Consider the following 18,200-nt stretch of genomic DNA (forward strand, 5'->3'; position numbering starts at 1 on the left):
ACCATAAATGTGAGGGAGAATTAGTATAGATGACAATGGATATGCATGCATTATTAGAAGAATCAAAAAAGGCACGTGAAAAAGCCTATGTTCCTTATTCAAAATTTAAAGTAGGGGCAGCTCTACTAACAAAAGATGGAGAGGTTATTCACGGCTGTAATATTGAAAATGCAGGCTATAGTATGACAAATTGTGCTGAGCGTACAGCGTTTTTTAAGGCAGTATCGGAGGGGATTTACGAATTCGAAGCCATTGCCATTGTAGCTGATACGGAAGGACCATGCGCCCCATGTGGAGCATGTCGCCAGGTCATGATGGAGTTTTGTGCTCCAACTATGCCTGTCTATTTAACGAACTTAAAAGGTGATGTGACGGTAACGTCAGTGGGCGAATTACTACCGTTTGCATTTACGACGGAGGATTTAGAGAATGCAGGAAACTAAAAATGGCTATAAATCAGGCTTTATCTCCATCATTGGTCGTCCAAACGTTGGCAAATCGACATTTTTAAATCGTGTCATTGGCCAAAAAATTGCGATCATGAGTGATAAGCCGCAAACAACACGAAATAAAGTACAAGGCGTACTGACAACAGATGATAGCCAAATGATTTTTATTGATACACCAGGTATTCACAAGCCAAAACATAAACTAGGCGATTTCATGCTGAAGGTTTCTAAAAACACATTGCGTGAAGTGGACGTTATTATGTTTATGGTTAATGCTGAGCAAAAACTCGGTAAAGGTGATGAATTTATTTTAGAAATGCTAGCAGGAAATCCAACACCTGTCTTTTTGGTCATCAATAAAATTGATGCCATTCATCCAGATGAACTAATGGGAATTATTGAGAGCTATAAAGAGCGCTATGACTTTGCGGAGATTGTACCGATTTCTGCGCTACAAGGCAATAATGTTGAAAATTTATTAGTGACCTTGGCGAAGTATTTACCAGAAGGACCTCAGTATTACCCGGCTGATCAAGTGACAGATCATCCTGAACGATTTATTATATCTGAACTTATTCGTGAAAAAGTTCTACATTTAACGCGTGAAGAAATTCCCCATTCTATCGCAGTGGTAATTGATAAAATTCGTCGTGATGAAGAAAATGAGGATAAAATTCATGTAGCGGCTACGATTATTGTGGAGCGTGATTCTCAAAAAGGGATTGTTATCGGAAAACGTGGAGCCTTGCTAAAAGAAGTGGGGACACGTGCGCGAAAGGATATCGAAATGCTCCTAGGGTCTAAAGTTTATTTAGAGCTATGGGTAAAGGTGCAAAAAGATTGGCGTAATAAAGCTACACATTTACGCGATTTTGGATTCCGTGATGATGAATATTAAGTTTTTTCCTGACTTAGCAAATGAGTTGCCCCGATCGTGAACATTGCCCGTTGAATCAGGAATAGACGCCAAATTTTGACGTGACGGTTTTAGAGGTTAACTTCTTCTTATAGGGGCAAAAGGATCTAGGAGTATTGATCATTTTATTTTTGAGCTGTCCAAAATTATTTTGGGCAGCTCTCTTTTCATGGATAGTACTTTTAAGAAAGGAGGGGGATTATGCTTCATAAATGGGAGGGGATTGTATTAAAGGTTCGCGCTTATGGGGAATCTAATAAGATTGTTATTTTGCTAACTCGGGAAGCTGGCAAAGTGGCTACGATGGCTAGAGGGGCAAAAAAACCTTCTAGTAGATTGGCTTCCATCACGCAACCCTTTACCTATGGGATGTTTATGGTACAACATCATACGGGCATGGGAACTTTGCAACAGGGAGAACATTTAAATTCAATGCGCCATATTCGTGAAGATATTATGGCTACTGCTTATGCTAGCTATATTATGGAATTAGTGGAGCGAGTTGTTGAAGAAGGAAAGCCAGAGCCTTTTGCATTCGATGTTTTACTACATGCACTACAAGCAATTGAGGATGGCTACGATCCTGAAGCCATTACGCTATTTGTTGAATGGAAAATGTTGCCCTATACAGGTGTACAACCTATTTTACATGCCTGTGCTGCGTGTGGCGCTGTAGATGGTGAATTTGCTTTTTCCTTTGCTCAAGGAGGATTCTTATGCCATCGCTGTTATCAGCATGACCCCTATATCATTCGCTTAACGCCAACACAGCTAAAACTTATAAGGATGTTCTACACTGTTCCTATCGACCAAATTGGAAAAATAGAGCTAAAAAAAGAAACAAAATATTTCATTAAAAAAATTATAACAACCATCTATGAAGAACAAACCGGTATTCGGTTTAAGACGAGAAAATTTATTGAGCAACTAGAACGTACCCCTGAACTGCAAATTCGCTCGAAACACGAAATGCCAGATGAATCATAATGTTCATCTGGCATTTCACGTTATTTAAAATTCATCCTCATCCTCCGACACTAAAAAGGCCCAGTGTCCAGCAATTTTTTTACTTTCAATATAAATGTATGCTGTTTGGTCATTTTTACCTGTTAAATGGAGAATCGCTAGACCTTCAGCTTTTGGCGTAAGATGTAGTTGTCCGTTAAGAATCGTCGCTTTTACAGGCACTGGCTCAAAACCAAAGCTTTCGAGTGCTACATGTGTTGGTTCAAAAGGTAATTCTTGCGTTGTTAGTATTAATTCATCTGTCAAATGATATAAATCAATGCTGCGAACAAAATCATAGGAATACACATCTGCACCCATATTTTGCTGTTGTGTCCCATTTGAAAATGTAACAATGAATTGTCCATTTTGCAAGATGGACAGTGTTTGATCTTGTTGATTAAAGTTATATAAATTTGAAGCGAGTGGCTGTCCATTCGTGTTTTGAACCGTCACCTCTGCTGGCATGAATGGTAATTTACTCTCAGACAAATCGAGTGGTAAATTTTCGATATAATCATCTTCATTTACTTCTTCAAGCGTTACCTTCAGCTTACCATTTACGTTTTTGACATGTACTAAATAAAAAATGTCAGTAAAATCCTCTGAATCATCAGTAAATCCAGTAATCACTAATTTGCCCGTACCTTCTTTTATAGGGGTTATCGTGATAGACTCTGTCATATCTTCCTCTTCATGCCATGTGAAAATATCCTCTGCTGGCTCAAGACCACCGTAAGAGGCAAAAATATAGTCCTGCTTAAATTGATTTGCATAGACGGTTGCATTGCCTTGCAACTTTTCAGTTCGTACAACAAAAGCAGCCAATTGAGAGCGCTTTACATTGCTTTTTGGGCCGAAAGTCGTTGCAGATGTTCCTTTGGTAATCCCATTTGCAAACAATGCTTTAATATGAGGCTCAAATTCATTCCCCTTTTTAACATCTGTAAACGGTAATTGCGTGTTACTCGTACTTGTTAATCCAAAGCCTTTCGCTATCATTTTGGACATTTGCTCGCGAGTTATATGTTGAGTAGGGTAGTAGTAACCATTTGCACCATTAATAATCCCAGCATTTGCTAATGCTGCAATGGCTCCGTAGTTTTCATCGCCAGGTTTGATGTCTTTGAATTGGGGATTTTTTACGTGAACTGTATCTAACTTTAAAATACCTGCTAAAATCTTCGCAGCCTGTGTACGTGTAATAGGATTAGCAGGTTTAAATGTCCCATCCATATAGCCTGAAATAATGCCACGCTCTGCTAATTGAATAATAGCCTTACCTTCCTCATTGGTTGGGTTGACATCAGGGAAAAATGATGCTGCATGTGCGGGTGGTGCGATAATAATCGCACTTGTTACTAAAGCAGAAGCCATAGCTAGTTGAAATAAACGTTGAGACTGCAATTAAATTCCTCCAAAAAGTACAATAGAAAATTTTATAGTATATATGTTTCTGGTTAGACCCTCCTATGTATCAGTTCAAACTTCCGGACGAATGAATGTTAAAAGGTGATGTGTCTTTAGACTGTTAATTTTTCATTATTTAACAGCTAATACTAACTATAATAACTTATTTATACCAAAAAGATGGAACAACGCATAGAGGGAATTTCATCCATACCATGACGTGTTTGGTAATCAATTCTACCTTAAGTAAAAGGATGAGTTAAAACTAATTAAATTGCGTAGCGCAAAACTCGCTTCATTTTATCTTTTTAAATAAAAAGTAATACCTTTAATTTTATAGGAGGATGCAACTATATTATCTTTCTTTTTAATGAATAAATTTCAATTTTTACAAAATAAAATTATTGCAGAAATTTAATTTTATTCGTTATTTTTTTGTCTTTAAATGAAGAATATAAAGTCTTATTTATCTATATTTATACTTATATCTATATTTATAAGTATTTTAATAGGTAAAAAGATTTGTATTTTTGTTTAGTTTTCATTATATAAGTGGTAGAAACTGTTCATTCGAGACCCATATACTAGTTGAAAAGGCATTTTAACCTATGATATTGTAAATGGTATAGATAATGGTAATTATATTTTTTAAATATAATTAAGTCGTTTAATCTCCATCGAAACTGATGTACGCTAGATCACTTTAGACATGCCTATGAAATATAAAAGCCTCTATCAGCAAAACGTATTGTTATACGTTTATCAGAATAGCGCAGTCCTATGGAAGAAGGAGGGAGTCACATAGTGCTTAGTACATTGCGTATGTGGCAAAATATATGCTACGAAAAGTAACCTTAAGTATTCATGAAGTTGAAGCAAATGATATATTAGCAGAAGATATTTTTTCAGAGTATCGTTTATTGGCTAAAAAGGATTTAGTTTTAACAGAGCGAATTATTGCCTTACTTAAACTTCGTAAAGTAGATGAATTATCTGTCTATTTGCCATCTGATTCAGTTCGAGTTGTCCATGATTTAAGTGCTCAACGAACAAGAGAATATGAAGATCTATTTGCCCCATTAATTGAAAAAAGAGATCCTGTGGATGATTATAGAGAGACAGTCAGTCAGCTTTTTATGACAACGTTGGAAAATGTCGTGCACGAATTACGCTATGGACAAATTCTTAAAAGCATACAAGATACGGCTTATGTAAGAGGTGTTTTTGAAAAGATTTTGGAAAAAAAACATCGCTATGAGCTACTTATGCGTTTAAAGGAATGGGACGAGTATTCATTTGTCCATTCATTTGATGTGTTTGTATTAGGTACAATTTTTGCTAGATACCTAGGTTTAACAGATATTGAAACATTAGCTAGGGGCTACCTGTTCCATGATATCGGGAAGGTTTTTATACCACAAGAAATATTAAATCTGAAACGTAAACTCTCTGAAGATGAGTTTGATATTGTAAAGACGCACACAACAAAAGGCTACGAGCTACTTATGGAACATAACGAGGAAGACATTGCCTATTTGGCACGAGATCATCATGAACGTTTTGCGGGAAAGGGCTATCCAAATCAACTTTGTGCGGATGATATGAGTGATGGTGTACAATTATTACAAATTGTTGATGTATATTCAGCGATGACATCCAAGAGAGTCTATCATGTAGGCTATGGTGCTACAGATGCTTTAGCCGTCTTATACAGAGATCGACATTTATATAATGAGAGCTTTATGCATAAATTTGTAGAATGTTTAGGGATTTACCCAGTCAACTCTGTTGTTATGTTATCAGATAATCGCAGTGCACAAGTAGAACTTGTTTATGATTTATTTCCTACATTACCAAAAGTAAGATTGTTAGATGAGCAAAAATCAATGAATCTACCTTTGAACTATAGTGTGAGAATTACGAAAATGATCGACTATCGAGCGAATAGCTTTGAAGAGATTTTCAACTTATTTGTGGAGCAATTAATCCGCTGTGACGAAAATAATCTGAGAATTCATTTTAATAAATTAATTGACCATTTACATCCTAAAGAAATTGTCTTAAAAATTTTTCTGCCAGCCTTTCGTATTTTACGTTTACTAACAAGAGAAATCCAAACGGATATGACAAAGTATCGCAATTCTATTGGTATTTTAAAAACGCTACTAGAAGAGCAATTAAACGTTTTATATATGGATTATCAACATGAGCAAACGACCATATTAGTTGTGGAGACATCGTTGCGTGAAAATTTCTTCATCAAGCTTGTTCAAAGTATTTTGTATATTGATAAAATTGTGCCATTCTTTATAAACCCAGGTGATGATCAACGTATTACACAATTGATGGAACATTGTGATGTCAATGTCGCTTACTTTATTGAAGATGAACAAACTTTTGACAAACGGGTTCGTCCAATGCGAGAAGGTACATTCCTTTATTACTCACTAGCGGATATTGAGGAGCTATTAGTGAGCTTAATAGGTTTGAGCATGAAAAAGTTTTCATTCGAGGAAAAAATGCAAGAGCGCTTATTTTCAACATATAAAGCATAAGAAAGAGGGAGTTGCCTGCTGGCTACCCCCTCTTTTTTGAGCATTAAAGTGATTAGAATTGTAGGTGTTTTTCAATATAGGCTTTTACTTCAGCAATAGGCATACGAACTTGTGTCATAGAGTCACGATGACGTACTGTTACTTGGCCGTCCTCTTTTGAATCAAAATCATATGTGATACAGAATGGTGTACCAATTTCATCTTGACGACGGTAACGTTTACCAATTGATTGTGATTCATCAAAATCAACAGGGAAGGCTTTACGTAGTTCAGCCCAAACATCTGTAGCTTCATCAGATAATTTTTTAGAAAGTGGTAGCACGGCAGCCTTAAATGGAGCCAGAGCAGGGTGGAAACGTAAAACCGTACGTTTATCATCACCTTCTAGTTCCTCTTCATCATAGGCATCACATAGGAAAGCTAATGTTACACGATCAGCTCCTAATGATGGTTCAATACAATAAGGAACATAACGTTCGTTTGATACAGGATCAATGTAAGTGAAATCTTCACCAGAGTGCTCCATATGTTGTTTTAAGTCGTAATCTGTACGATCCGCTACACCCCAAAGCTCTCCCCAGCCAAATGGGAATTTGAATTCGATATCTGTTGTAGCGTTAGAGTAGTGAGATAGCTCATCATCCTCATGGTCACGAAGGCGCATCGAATCTTCTTTCATGCCTAGGTTTAGTAACCAATTTTTACAGAATTCTTTCCAATATGCATGCCATTCAAGGTCTTCACCAGGTTTACAGAAGAATTCAAGCTCCATTTGTTCGAATTCACGTGTACGGAATGTAAAGTTACCTGGTGTAATTTCGTTACGGAAAGATTTACCGATTTGTGCGATACCAAATGGTGTACGTTTACGCATAGAACGTTGAACGTTTTTAAAGTTCACGAAAATACCTTGTGCCGTTTCTGGGCGTAGATAAATTTCATTTGTAGAGGATTCCGTTACACCTTGGAATGTTTTAAACATGAGGTTGAATTGGCGAATATCTGTGAAATCAGCCTTTCCGCAATCAGGGCATACTACGTCATATTTAATCATTGTTTCTTTCATTTGGTCGAATGTCATACCATCAACAATGATTTCATCGCCCTTCGCTAATGCAGCGTCTTCGATAATTTTATCTGCACGGTGGCGGGCCTTACATGATTTACAGTCGATCATTGGGTCATTGAAGTTTCCTACGTGACCAGAAGCAACCCAAGCTTTGGGATTCATCAAAATAGCAGCATCGATACCTACATTGTATTCAGATTCCTGAACAAACTTTTGCCACCATGCTTTTTTAATATTATTTTTTAATTCCACACCTAGTGGACCATAATCCCAAGTGTTTGCTAAACCTCCGTAGATTTCAGAACCAGGGAAGACAAAGCCTCGATGCTTCGCTAAAGATACGATGGTTTCCATTGATTTGTTAGCCATAAAATAGCCTCCTTTAATTTTTTAATACGTTGTTTTAGCGGTAAAAACGCCAAAGTTTTTTTCATTCAGTTGCAACTAAATGAAAATAGCACCCGTCTCCGGGCACAATGTATGCCCAGGGACGAGTGCTAATACCCGCGGTTCCACCCTGATTGTTTTAAACAAGTAGTTTAAAACCTCTTTTCAAAAAGTTAGCTCAGGGAGTGCCTTTTCTCTGTTGCTGTGTAGACTTTCACCATCTTCTACTCGCTATAGAATGGAACAGATACTTTTTTCCCATCATCGCCTGTATAACGCAATTTGCTCGAAAATACAGATAGAGCAAGCGTATGTGTCAATATTGTAGCATGTAGTTCTTTAATTCGCAATAATTATTAAAATAGTATATAATAATTGAGCATAAGTATAACACTATTAGATTTGAGGCGGTGAGTCCAATCGAACTCAATAAACGTCAGGAAGACATATTACAAATTGTGAAAGAAAATGGCCCTATTACGGGGGAACATATTGCCGAACGTCTCAATCTGACAAGAGCAACTCTAAGACCGGATTTAGCAATCCTAACAATGGCAGGATTTCTGGATGCGAGACCAAGGGTTGGTTATTTTTATTCAGGTAAGAAGGCATCTGTTACATTAATAGATAGTATTCACAATTTAAAAGTGAAGGATTTTCATTCAGGGCCAGTAGTTGTCCCTGAAACAATGACGGTTTATGATGCAATTTGCTTTATGTTTTCAGAAGATGTTGGTACACTCTTTGTCGTAGATAAGAATGAGTTTTTGACAGGCGTACTATCTCGCAAAGATTTACTGCGTACAAGTATTGGTACGCAGGATTTAAATAAAATTCCAGTACATATTATTATGACGCGTATGCCAAATATTTCGTACTGTGAAAGATCAGATTCTTTAATTGTTGCAGCGAACAAACTTATTGAACGTGAGGTTGATTCACTACCAGTAGTTGAACCGCAAGAGGGTGGTTTAACGATTGTTGGTCGTCTTACAAAAACAACGATTACACGGGCTTTCTTATCTCTTGCACAAAATGTCTAAATGAAGGAGAGCTGCATGAAAAGATTACGCGTATTTGTTGTATCTGATTCTGTCGGTGAAACTGGTGATCAAGTTGCAAAAGCGGTTATTAGCCAGTTCCGACCGGGTCTTGAAAATACTGTAATTCGTCGATTTCCACATATTCAATCAGAGGAGCTTATCCGTAAAATTGTTTTTCTTGCTTCGCAACAGCGAGCATTTATTGTTTATACACTGGTTCGCCAAGAAATGCGTAAATTATTACATGATTTATGTGAACAAGAAAAAATTCAGGCTGTGGATATTTTAGGTCCGGCCTTACAATCAATGGCAGCTTTTATGGAAGAAAATCCATTGGAAACGCCTGGCATTGTTCATCTGCTGGATGATGATTATTTCAAAAAAATTGAAGCGATTGAATTTGCGGTAAAATATGATGATGGTAGAGACCCACGAGGACTATTACAAGCTGATATCGTACTAGTTGGTGTATCAAGAACTTCTAAAACACCACTATCACAATATTTAGCCCATAAAAAATATAAAGTTGCGAATGTACCTTTAGTGCCAGAGGTAGAACCACCAGAAGAGCTATTACAGATAGACCCTAAAAAATGCTTTGGTTTAATTATTTCCCCTGAGAAGTTAAACTCAATCCGGAAAGAAAGGTTAATGTCTCTCGGCTTGAATGATGATGCTATCTATGCACAGCATGAAAGAATTCTTGATGAGATTCAGCATTTTGAAAAAATTGTCGGTAGAATAGGTTGTCAAGTTATCGATGTGACAAATAAAGCTGTTGAAGAGACAGCAAATACGATTATCGAACATATTTTGACCTGTAAATAAGGATAGAATTTTAAACCACCTCGGTTAGCAGAGGCGGTTTTTTTGAGTGGATTTTAAAAACGGTATAGATAAAAACTAATTTTTGTTTTATAATAATAAAATTGTGGTAAAAATATTTATAAGAGAAAAATCCTAATTTTTTGTCGAGAAATAAAGGAATTTTAAAACGAATAGCGAATTGTGTTTCTAGAACGCAAATATTAAAGATGGTGATGGATTTGGCAGGGAAGATTCCAGAAGAAGTAATTGAGCAGATTCGCACACAATCAGATATCGTTGATGTTATTAGTGAATACATGCAGCTTACTAAGCGTGGGCGAAATTGGTTTGGTCTCTGTCCATTTCATGGAGAGCAAACACCGTCTTTTTCTGTATCTACAGATAAGCAAATTTTTCATTGCTTTGGTTGTGGTGCAGGCGGCAATGCCATTACTTTTGTAATGGATATTGAAGGCATTTCTTTTCCAGATGCTGTTGTGAAACTTGGGGAACGTGTTGGCATACACTTAGATGTTGAGCCAAGTTTCCCTGGAGGAACGAAAAAGATATCTAAAGCGGAAGAAAGGATGAAAGAAGCACACGCTTTTGCAGCAGATTTTTTTCATCATTTACTGTTGAATACAGAGGATGGTGAAGAACCTTTAAATTATTTGCTAGAAAGAGGATTTACAAGGGAACTTATCGAATCTAATAACATTGGTTGGTCTCTCCAAAGCTTTGATGCATTAACAATATTGCTTGAAAGAAAAGGTTATAACTTACAAGAAATTGCCGAAAGTGGCTTAATCATCAAAAGAGAGGGAGAAGAACGTTATTTTGATCGTTTTAGAGGACGTATCATGTTTCCTATTCGAGATGAGAATGGTAAAATTATTGCCTTCTCAGGACGTATCCTTTCATCCAATGGTGAGGAAGCAAAATATTTAAATAGTCCAGAATCACCAATTTTCCAAAAAAGTGAAGTGCTGTATAACCTAGATAAAGCACGAACTTCTATCAGAAAAAATCGTCAAGTAGTATTGATGGAAGGATTTATGGACGTTTTAGCAGCCAACTCTGTAGGTGTAATGAATGTTGTTGCGACAATGGGTACTTCGTTAACAAATCAGCATATCACAAAGCTAAAGCGCTTAGTAGAGCAAATTACGATTTGCTATGATGGTGATAATGCTGGATTTGATGCAGCGAAACGAGCGGCGCAGCTACTGCATACAGAGCGAATGAAAGTCGATATTGCCGTGTTGCCAGAAAAATTAGATCCTGATGAATACATTCACACTTTAGGTGGACAAGCATTTAAGGAACAAATTTTGGAAAAACCTCATGCGTATATTGCTTTTATGATGATGCATGCTAGACGCAATAAGAACTTTCAATTTGAAAATGATACGCTTCAATATATTCAAGAAGTTCTTGAGCAGCTAGTGGGAAGATCTTCACCAGTTGAACGAGATTTGTATATACGACAGCTATCAAATGAAACAAACATCTCGGAAGAAGCCATTTATGCCCAATTCCGAAAACTGGAGGCTAATCAGGTACGTTCTGCTAAAGTAGAAATGCCTACACAGATACCTTCAATGCCAGTCACGCAACAACAAAAGCCTATGGACGCAGCTGAACGTGCCGAACGTTTATTACTGGCTCATATGCTTCATAATATAGATGTAGTGGACAGGGTATTACGTAGTGAGCAAAAAGAGCCATTTGTACGAGATGCCTATATGGCAGTTTTTGTTCGCTTAGTTGGATTTTATGAGGAGTATGGTCATCCTGATTATCAACGTTTTGTGGAAATTTTGGATGACGCTGAATTGCGAAAAATTGTCATGGAAGCGGCTTTAGTTGAGCGAGATCCTGATCAAGCAGAGGCAGAGGTTATGGACTCTATCCGTCAGCTTCAAAAATATAGAATTGAGCAAGAAATTTATCAAAAGATGCATGAGTCAAAGGAAGCGGAGAAGATGCATGAGTATGCACGTGCACTTGAAATCGCCCAACAGATTATTCATTTAAGAAAATCGTTATCGGCGATTTAACCCGATTCGGTTGTTTAGAAGGAGGAAGGTTTATGGCGGACAAGTCAGAACGTTCAAAAGAGATAGAAGTAGAAATTACATTAGATGATGCAAAAAAATTCCTACAAGAAAAAGCAAAAACAGAGGGTGAAATTTCAATGAAAGAAATTTCAGAGAAACTAACACCTTATGAATTGGAAAACGAAGAAATTTTCCATTTTGCTGAGGATCTTGAAAAGCATAAAGATATTCAAATCATTGGAAAAGAAGAATTTGAAGAAGAAAGTCTAATGAAAGAAGAAGCGAACGAAGAAACTTTCGACTTAAATGATTTGAGTGTGCCACCAGGTGTTAAAATCAATGACCCTGTACGTATGTATTTAAAAGAAATCGGCCGAGTGGATTTATTATCTGCTGAGCAAGAAATTGCACTTGCTGAACGCATTGAGCAAGGGGACGAGGAAGCACGTAAACGCCTTGCAGAAGCGAATTTACGTCTAGTTGTATCGATTGCAAAACGCTATGTTGGTCGTGGAATGCTATTCCTTGATTTAATTCAAGAAGGAAATATGGGTCTTATTAAGGCTGTTGAAAAATTCGATTACCGTAAAGGATTTAAGTTCTCGACTTACGCTACATGGTGGATTCGTCAGGCGATTACACGCGCAATCGCTGACCAAGCCCGTACGATTCGTATTCCTGTTCATATGGTCGAAACCATTAATAAATTAATACGTGTACAACGTCAACTTTTACAAGATTTAGGTCGTGAGCCTTCTCCAGAGGAAATTGGAGAAGAAATGGATTTAACACCTGAAAAAGTACGTGAAATTTTAAAAATTGCACAAGAACCAGTATCTCTTGAAACACCAATTGGAGAAGAAGATGATTCCCATTTAGGAGACTTTATCGAGGACTCAGAAGCACAATCTCCTTCCGACCATGCAGCCTATGAACTGTTAAAAGAACAATTAGAAGATGTACTAGATACATTAACAGACCGTGAAGAAAACGTACTTCGTTTACGTTTTGGGTTAGACGATGGTCGCACACGTACATTAGAAGAGGTTGGAAAAGTCTTTGGCGTAACGCGTGAACGTATTCGTCAAATCGAGGCGAAAGCACTAAGAAAATTACGCCATCCTTCTCGTAGTAAACGTTTAAAAGACTTCTTAGAATAAAATTTAAAATAGCTGGAGCTATCCAAGTAGTGAGATAATGACTAATTGGTATAGCTCTTTTTTTATAGGCTTGAAAAGTGAACAAAAAGAAATTAGCCTTGCTATTCACCTATCGATGTTATGCAATCATAGATAATTAGAATGAGGGAAATGCTAGATTTGCGACTTTATACAGATGTGTTTTCAAATAGTGTGAGATAAAATTGTAATACAACCATTATTAAGCAATGTTTGGAGCTAACACTATGACAAATCCTCGCAAAAAAATAATCCTTAATGAAATTTTGTTTTGGAAGCAAAATAAACTTTTACCTGAGCACTATTGTGACTTTTTAGCAGCTCTTTATACGGAGGGGGCTGATATAGAGGAGTTAGAACCAGTGCAACATCCTAAACAAGCGGTCTTGCCATCAGAAAAAAGAAAAATGATCCTATTGGTAGTGGGTCTATGTATCGCCATAATGGCTGTTTTGGCACTTTATTTTACAATGCAATCATTAACATTGATTTTTACAGTAATTGTGGGAGTAGGCGCATGCATCTTATTTATTGCTGCGTGGCAAATGGCGCGAAAAAAACATCTACTAGCTCCCATTTTTCATGTACTAGCGGCCATCCTGTTATTTAGTATGTCGATCCGCATTTGTACTACATATTTTAGTGGAAATAATACGGTTTTATTTTGCTTGATTGCAGCAAATTGTGTCATTTGGCTTTTGTCAGGTATTAAAATGAAACTTCTATATTTCACAGTCTCAGGTGCTTTAGGATTAATAGCACTAGTGGGGTACTATATCATAAATTTATCTTGATTTAGCAAATGTTATTTGTATCAATGTACAAAGCACTCCATCTACTATATCAGGTAAGAAACTTAATTGAACTTTAGTGTTTATATAAAACCATTTGTGACAATTTATCTATAATAGGGTCAGTATCATGTTAAAGTTTTTACCTCAGGAGATTCAAAATCTGTACGCTAATTAAAAACGTACAGATTTTTTAATTTTGGGTATATGAATGAGTGAAAAGGGTATGATAACAGCATAAATATAATGAAAAAGAAATTGTATAAAAGGATAAATTTGACCAAATTTGGATGTTGGCAAGACATATTTTATCCAATAGATACAGAAATGTCGAATTTGTTACAAACAAAGGAAAACTTAGCGAATAGGGCTTTTCGTTTCTTTGTTAATGAAGTACAATATTAGATGTTGACTGATTCTATATTATAATAGAAGTAGACTTAAAATGAGGAGGGGAAACTTATGAAAAACAATCCAGTCGTTCCTTACATCTTAATTCTGGCATTTGGTATTGGTCTTATTTTCTTCATGTCTTTACAAGGTGCAGATAACAAGAAAGAAATTGCTGCTGAACATGAGGGCGGTGGCGAAACTACAGAAACTACAGACGCAAATGCTGGTGGTGATGGAGCAGCATTAGTACAATCTTGTATCGGTTGTCACGGTGGTGATTTAACTGGTGGTATGGGTCCAAACCTACATGGCTTAGATGAAGCTCGTATCGTAGAAGTTTTAACAAAGGGTATCGAAGGTACTCCAATGCAACCAAACATGAAAACTGAAGAGGAAGCAAAAGCAATCGCTGAATACATTTCTACTTTAGAATAGTAAAACTGACAAGTAGCTGTACTGAAATAGTACAGCTACTTTTTAGATTTAAGCATCATGAAGATGGGGTTGTCCACATAGAAATGTGAGACAACTCCATTTGTTTTTTTTCACGACATCATCCATACTATTAATGGACTCTATTGAAGATAGGCGGTATAAAAATGAACGCACAAAAACTTTCAAAGCGATTAGAAGCAGTAGCAAAATTTGTTCCTACAGGAGCAGTCATGGCGGATATTGGTAGTGACCATGCCTATCTACCATGTTATTTAATTCACAAAGGGACTGCCTCATATGCCATAGCAGGAGAAGTTGTAAGAGGACCTTATGAATCAGCGGTAGGACAAGTACAGAAGGAAAACTTAACAGAAAAAATTACAGTACGCCTTGCAGACGGTTTAGCAGCGATCAAAGAAGCTGACCATGTGGATACGGTGACAATTGCTGGCATGGGTGGACCATTAATTGTTTCCATTCTAGAGAAGCATCCAGAAAAGCTTCAAGGTGTCACACGTCTAATCCTACAACCAAATATTCACGCCAAGGTTATCCGTGAGTGGGCTTTAGCACATCAATGGGCGATTCTTGATGAAGAGATTTTAGAGGAAGATGATAAAATCTATGAAATCCTTGTGTTACAAAGAGGCCAAATGGAGCTCTCTACAGCAGAGATTTTGTTTGGACCTAAGCTAAGCCTGCGCAAATCACCAGCATTTACGAAAAAATGGTTGCGTGAAAAAGACAATTGGCAACGTGTACTACAATCCATTGAGGGAGCAGAACAAACACCTGAAATTGAAGAAAAACGTGCAGAGTTAACGGCTCTGATACATTTAGTAGAAGGAGTTTTGTAAGATGAAAACGGTAAATGGCCAAGAAGTTATTCAAGTGTTCGAAGCATGGTCACCGAAAAAACTAGCTTGTATGGACAATGATCCAATTGGACTAGCGATAGGGACCCTAAACAAACCTGTCAGTAAAGTGTTGGTGACGTTAGATGTCAATGAAGCCGTGGCAAATGAGGCAATAGAAAAAGGCTGTGAGCTGATTATCGCACATCATCCACCAATCTTTAGACGCCTAGCGAATATCCGCACAGATCATCCAGCAGGGCGCTTATATGAAAAGCTGATTAAACACGATATTGCTGTATATGCCGCTCATACAAATTTAGATGTAGCCGAAGGTGGGGTAAATGATTTATTAGCAGATGCCCTACAGCTAAAAAACCGTTCAATATTAGAAGAAACGTATGCTGAGAATTTGTTGAAGCTGGCAGTCTTTATACCAACTGCTAATGCACAAGCATTACGTGAGGCGCTTGCAACAGCTGGGGCGGGTCGTATTGGCGACTATGAAGCATGTAGTTACACAACGACTGGAGAAGGTCGGTTCCGTGCACTAGCAGGAGCTAATCCGTTCGTTGGCTCTGTTGGCGAATTACATGTGGAGGAAGAAGTAAAGGTAGAAGTTGTTTTTCCTGAATCCATGAAAGGCCGCGTGTTAAAGGCCATGCTTACTAGTCATCCTTATGAGGAGCCTGCCTATGATGTGATACGTCTTGAGCAGCAAACAAATGTGATGGGATTAGGGCGTGTAGGTTACTTAACAAAGGAAATGACGTTACAACAATTTGCTGAATTCGTTAAACAGCAACTAGATGTGCCAGCTGTTCGTGTAGTGGGTGATTTACAATCGAAGGTCAGCAAGGTTGCGCTTGTTGGTGGAGATGGTAATAAATATATCTATGCGGCAAAACGTGCAGGAGCTGATGTTTTCTTAACAGGCGATATGTACTTCCATACAGCTCAGGACGCACAAGCCATTGATTTACAAATAGTAGATCCTGGGCATCATGTAGAAAAGGTAATGATTGCAGGAGTAGCAAAAAAAATGGCTGAACTATGTGAGGATAAAAAATACTTGGTTGAATTCATTCAATCAACGATCCATACAGAACCATTTTTATTTGTATAAGTGAGGGAACAAATATGGCTAATGAAAGACCAGCTGGTAATAAAGCCGGCAAGCTATGGATCATGATTGGTTTATTCATCGTTGTTTTTGGTATTGGTATGACGGTGATGACAAATATGGTCAATGATAAGAAAATCGATGCAATGACACAGCAATGTGAAGATGATGGTGGACAAGCGATTGTAGCAAAGGAGAAAAACTTTTTATCCACTAGCTATTCATTTGAATGTAAACAATGAGATGGAGGCTGAACGCTAGCAGTACTAGTGTTTCAGCCTTTTTGAATGCAAGGAATCTATGAACAGTGATAAGATGAAAAAAATTGATTAACAGAAGTGGAGAGAGTGTCTTGTTTATTCGTTTATCTAAAGATCAGCAGGAAATGATTCTTGCTGATATCCAACGGTTTTTTTATAATGAGCGTGATGAAGACATTAGTGAATTTGAAGCTGAACGTATGTTAGATTTTATCAAGGAGCATATTGCCCCCTATATTTATAATGCCGCCTTGTCAGATGCCAAGTATATTGTGGAAAGACAATACGCCTCTATTGAAGAGGAATTAGAGGCATTGGAGCAGCCCATTAAAATAAAATAATCCTCCTTATCCCTCTAGTTTAAATATTTGACAGGTAAGAAAGCTTGATGGTACCTTAATCTTGAATTAGAGATAATTCAATTCTAACTATTCAAAGCTAATTTTCGGGTGATGAATAAAGGGATATTTCCCTGACCAAAATGGTTACGAGTGGCGAACACGTACGAAGAATCGTGATGGAGTCACAAGAATGGATGATAAGAGGAGGCGTCATATGTTAAAAATCGGTATTATTTTAGGAAGTACGCGAGAAGGTCGTGTAAGCCCACAAGTTGGAACTTGGGTAAAGGAAGTTGCGGAAAAACGTCGTGATGCGGAATATGAAATAATTGATATCGCTGAATTTAAATTACCATTTTTAGGGGAACCAGGTGGAGATACTTCTGGGGTAGCTACATGGTCAGAAAAAGTAGCAGCTTGTGACGGCTTTGTCTTTATTGTTGCGGAGTACAATCACTCCATTACAGGTGCATTAAAAAATGCATTAGATTATTTACGAGTGGAATGGAACAATAAAGCTGCTGGTATCGTCTCTTATGGTTCTGTTGGAGGAGCGCGTGCAGCAGAGCATCTACGAGGAATTCTCGGAGAATTGCTAGTTGCTGATGTTCGAGTGCATCCAGCATTATCATTATTTACTGATTTTGAAAACGGCTCTGTCTTTAAACCAAAAGAGGTGCAAGCCGATTCTGTTCATCAAATGTTAGATCAGCTTGTGCCATGGTCAACTGCTTTGAAAACAATTCGATCCTAAACTTAAAGCTTTGATTCAGACGGCCGCTTTCAGAAAGCGGTCGTTTTTTGATGAGGTAATCATTAATGTTTGATTTCTTCAAGGACTTTTTCCTTTAAATCATTCTCCATCGAAGATAGTTTTACTGTATTGGTGAGGCACTCTTTTAGTTCTTTATCTGTCATAATGCCACGTTCCTCTAAGATTTGTACAAGTAGATTTAATGTCAGTATATTTTTAATATCAGCTGCTTTTGATGCCATATAAAACCCTCCATAATGATAGAATTACTACCTCTTAAGTTGTACTCCTTTTCTAGAAGCATGGCACAGAAAGGACAAAACAAAGCAAATTTATTTCGTGTCCCGGAATATGTAGGGAAAAATAAGCG

General features: G+C 37.3%; 18 protein-coding genes. 15 read left to right on the top strand and 3 right to left on the bottom strand.

Going from position 1 to position 18,200, the window contains the following annotated elements; translation table 11 throughout:
• The first annotated feature begins 29 nt into the window (after positions 1–29).
• From HCH28_RS04910 to recO, 3 genes are all read left to right on the top strand, one after another.
• Positions 30–443 carry a cytidine deaminase gene (locus HCH28_RS04910; RefSeq protein WP_221680080.1) on the top strand — a complete coding sequence of 138 codons (414 nt, stop codon included), beginning with the start codon at positions 30–32 and terminating at the stop codon, positions 441–443.
• Entirely contained in the window at positions 430–1,347 is a 918-nt protein-coding gene (gene era, locus HCH28_RS04915; RefSeq protein ID WP_004227129.1) for a GTPase Era, read from the top strand. Before HCH28_RS04910 ends, era begins: the two co-directional genes overlap by 14 nt.
• Before the next feature lie 219 nt (positions 1,348–1,566).
• Positions 1,567–2,352, top strand: a complete 786-nt coding sequence (gene recO / locus HCH28_RS04920) for a DNA repair protein RecO (RefSeq protein WP_221680081.1) — start codon at positions 1,567–1,569, stop codon at positions 2,350–2,352.
• Between the two features lie 24 nt (positions 2,353–2,376).
• Here recO and HCH28_RS04925 read toward each other — a convergent pair whose 3' ends face one another.
• The gene (locus HCH28_RS04925) at positions 2,377–3,777 is read right to left on the bottom strand and encodes an S-layer homology domain-containing protein (RefSeq protein ID WP_221680082.1); all 1,401 of its coding nucleotides are present in this window, start codon (positions 3,775–3,777) and stop codon (positions 2,377–2,379) included.
• 839 nt (positions 3,778–4,616) lie between these two features.
• On the opposite strand from HCH28_RS04925, the gene HCH28_RS04930 reads away from it, so the two are divergent.
• Positions 4,617–6,335, top strand: a complete 1,719-nt coding sequence (locus HCH28_RS04930) for an HD-GYP domain-containing protein (protein WP_221680083.1) — start codon at positions 4,617–4,619, stop codon at positions 6,333–6,335.
• Between the two features lie 52 nt (positions 6,336–6,387).
• Here the strand turns inward: HCH28_RS04930 and HCH28_RS04935 are convergent, their stop codons facing one another.
• A complete protein-coding gene (locus HCH28_RS04935) occupies positions 6,388–7,773 on the bottom strand; it encodes a glycine--tRNA ligase (RefSeq protein WP_004227145.1) in 1,386 nt (461 codons plus the stop codon).
• A gap of 428 nt (positions 7,774–8,201) precedes the next feature.
• Between HCH28_RS04935 and ccpN the strand changes: the two genes are divergently transcribed.
• The 11 genes from ccpN to HCH28_RS04990 all read left to right on the top strand — a co-directional run bounded on the left by ccpN (position 8,202) and on the right by HCH28_RS04990 (position 17,830).
• Positions 8,202–8,834, top strand: coding sequence for a transcriptional regulator CcpN (gene ccpN, locus HCH28_RS04940; RefSeq protein WP_004227151.1), 633 nt, complete (start codon positions 8,202–8,204; stop codon positions 8,832–8,834).
• A gap of 15 nt (positions 8,835–8,849) precedes the next feature.
• Complete coding sequence (locus tag HCH28_RS04945; protein WP_004227157.1) at positions 8,850–9,662, top strand: pyruvate, water dikinase regulatory protein; 813 nt, start codon at positions 8,850–8,852, stop codon at positions 9,660–9,662.
• A gap of 206 nt (positions 9,663–9,868) precedes the next feature.
• Positions 9,869–11,701: a DNA primase gene (dnaG, locus tag HCH28_RS04950; protein ID WP_221680415.1), complete on the top strand. Its 1,833-nt coding sequence runs from the start codon at positions 9,869–9,871 to the stop codon at positions 11,699–11,701.
• Between the two features lie 32 nt (positions 11,702–11,733).
• Positions 11,734–12,861 carry an RNA polymerase sigma factor RpoD gene (rpoD, locus tag HCH28_RS04955; RefSeq protein WP_004227165.1) on the top strand — a complete coding sequence of 376 codons (1,128 nt, stop codon included), beginning with the start codon at positions 11,734–11,736 and terminating at the stop codon, positions 12,859–12,861.
• Between the two features lie 245 nt (positions 12,862–13,106).
• The gene (locus HCH28_RS04960) at positions 13,107–13,673 is read left to right on the top strand and encodes a hypothetical protein (protein ID WP_004227167.1); all 567 of its coding nucleotides are present in this window, start codon (positions 13,107–13,109) and stop codon (positions 13,671–13,673) included.
• Between the two features lie 459 nt (positions 13,674–14,132).
• Entirely contained in the window at positions 14,133–14,498 is a 366-nt protein-coding gene (locus tag HCH28_RS04965; protein ID WP_004227169.1) for a c-type cytochrome, read from the top strand.
• A 164-nt stretch (positions 14,499–14,662) separates the two neighbouring features.
• Positions 14,663–15,355, top strand: a complete 693-nt coding sequence (locus HCH28_RS04970; RefSeq protein WP_221680084.1) for a tRNA (adenine(22)-N(1))-methyltransferase — start codon at positions 14,663–14,665, stop codon at positions 15,353–15,355.
• Position 15,356: 1 nt separating this feature from the next.
• Positions 15,357–16,478: a Nif3-like dinuclear metal center hexameric protein gene (locus HCH28_RS04975; RefSeq protein ID WP_202341242.1), complete on the top strand. Its 1,122-nt coding sequence runs from the start codon at positions 15,357–15,359 to the stop codon at positions 16,476–16,478.
• 14 nt (positions 16,479–16,492) lie between these two features.
• Positions 16,493–16,717: a hypothetical protein gene (locus HCH28_RS04980; RefSeq protein WP_048392200.1), complete on the top strand. Its 225-nt coding sequence runs from the start codon at positions 16,493–16,495 to the stop codon at positions 16,715–16,717.
• A 110-nt stretch (positions 16,718–16,827) separates the two neighbouring features.
• On the top strand, positions 16,828–17,076 hold the full coding sequence (locus HCH28_RS04985; RefSeq protein ID WP_221680085.1) for a DUF2164 domain-containing protein: 249 nt from the start codon (positions 16,828–16,830) through the stop codon (positions 17,074–17,076).
• A 214-nt stretch (positions 17,077–17,290) separates the two neighbouring features.
• Entirely contained in the window at positions 17,291–17,830 is a 540-nt protein-coding gene (locus tag HCH28_RS04990) for an NADPH-dependent FMN reductase (RefSeq protein WP_009370126.1), read from the top strand.
• Positions 17,831–17,892: 62 nt separating this feature from the next.
• Here the strand turns inward: HCH28_RS04990 and HCH28_RS04995 are convergent, their stop codons facing one another.
• Entirely contained in the window at positions 17,893–18,072 is a 180-nt protein-coding gene (locus HCH28_RS04995) for a hypothetical protein (protein WP_221680086.1), read from the bottom strand.
• Between the last annotated feature and the right edge of the window lie 128 nt (positions 18,073–18,200).

The sequence above is a fragment of the Lysinibacillus sp. K60 genome (assembly GCF_019731275.1).
GTDB lineage: Bacteria > Bacillota > Bacilli > Bacillales_A > Planococcaceae > Lysinibacillus > Lysinibacillus capsici.

Bases quoted from the DNA above. Each gene is read 5' to 3' on its own strand.
- dnaG (WP_221680415.1), top strand. From the start codon at position 9,869: ATGGTGATGGATTTGGCAGGGAAGATTCCAGAAGAAGTAATTGAGCAG.
- HCH28_RS04995 (WP_221680086.1), bottom strand. From the start codon at position 18,072: ATGGCATCAAAAGCAGCTGATATTAAAAATATACTGACATTAAATCTA.
- HCH28_RS04965 (WP_004227169.1), top strand. From the start codon at position 14,133: ATGAAAAACAATCCAGTCGTTCCTTACATCTTAATTCTGGCATTTGGT.
- HCH28_RS04970 (WP_221680084.1), top strand. From the start codon at position 14,663: ATGAACGCACAAAAACTTTCAAAGCGATTAGAAGCAGTAGCAAAATTT.
- HCH28_RS04990 (WP_009370126.1), top strand. From the start codon at position 17,291: ATGTTAAAAATCGGTATTATTTTAGGAAGTACGCGAGAAGGTCGTGTA.
- HCH28_RS04980 (WP_048392200.1), top strand. From the start codon at position 16,493: ATGGCTAATGAAAGACCAGCTGGTAATAAAGCCGGCAAGCTATGGATC.
- HCH28_RS04945 (WP_004227157.1), top strand. From the start codon at position 8,850: ATGAAAAGATTACGCGTATTTGTTGTATCTGATTCTGTCGGTGAAACT.
- HCH28_RS04975 (WP_202341242.1), top strand. From the start codon at position 15,357: ATGAAAACGGTAAATGGCCAAGAAGTTATTCAAGTGTTCGAAGCATGG.
- HCH28_RS04960 (WP_004227167.1), top strand. From the start codon at position 13,107: ATGACAAATCCTCGCAAAAAAATAATCCTTAATGAAATTTTGTTTTGG.
- rpoD (WP_004227165.1), top strand. From the start codon at position 11,734: ATGGCGGACAAGTCAGAACGTTCAAAAGAGATAGAAGTAGAAATTACA.
- HCH28_RS04935 (WP_004227145.1), bottom strand. From the start codon at position 7,773: ATGGCTAACAAATCAATGGAAACCATCGTATCTTTAGCGAAGCATCGA.
- HCH28_RS04910 (WP_221680080.1), top strand. From the start codon at position 30: ATGACAATGGATATGCATGCATTATTAGAAGAATCAAAAAAGGCACGT.
- HCH28_RS04930 (WP_221680083.1), top strand. From the start codon at position 4,617: ATGCTACGAAAAGTAACCTTAAGTATTCATGAAGTTGAAGCAAATGAT.
- era (WP_004227129.1), top strand. From the start codon at position 430: ATGCAGGAAACTAAAAATGGCTATAAATCAGGCTTTATCTCCATCATT.
- recO (WP_221680081.1), top strand. From the start codon at position 1,567: ATGCTTCATAAATGGGAGGGGATTGTATTAAAGGTTCGCGCTTATGGG.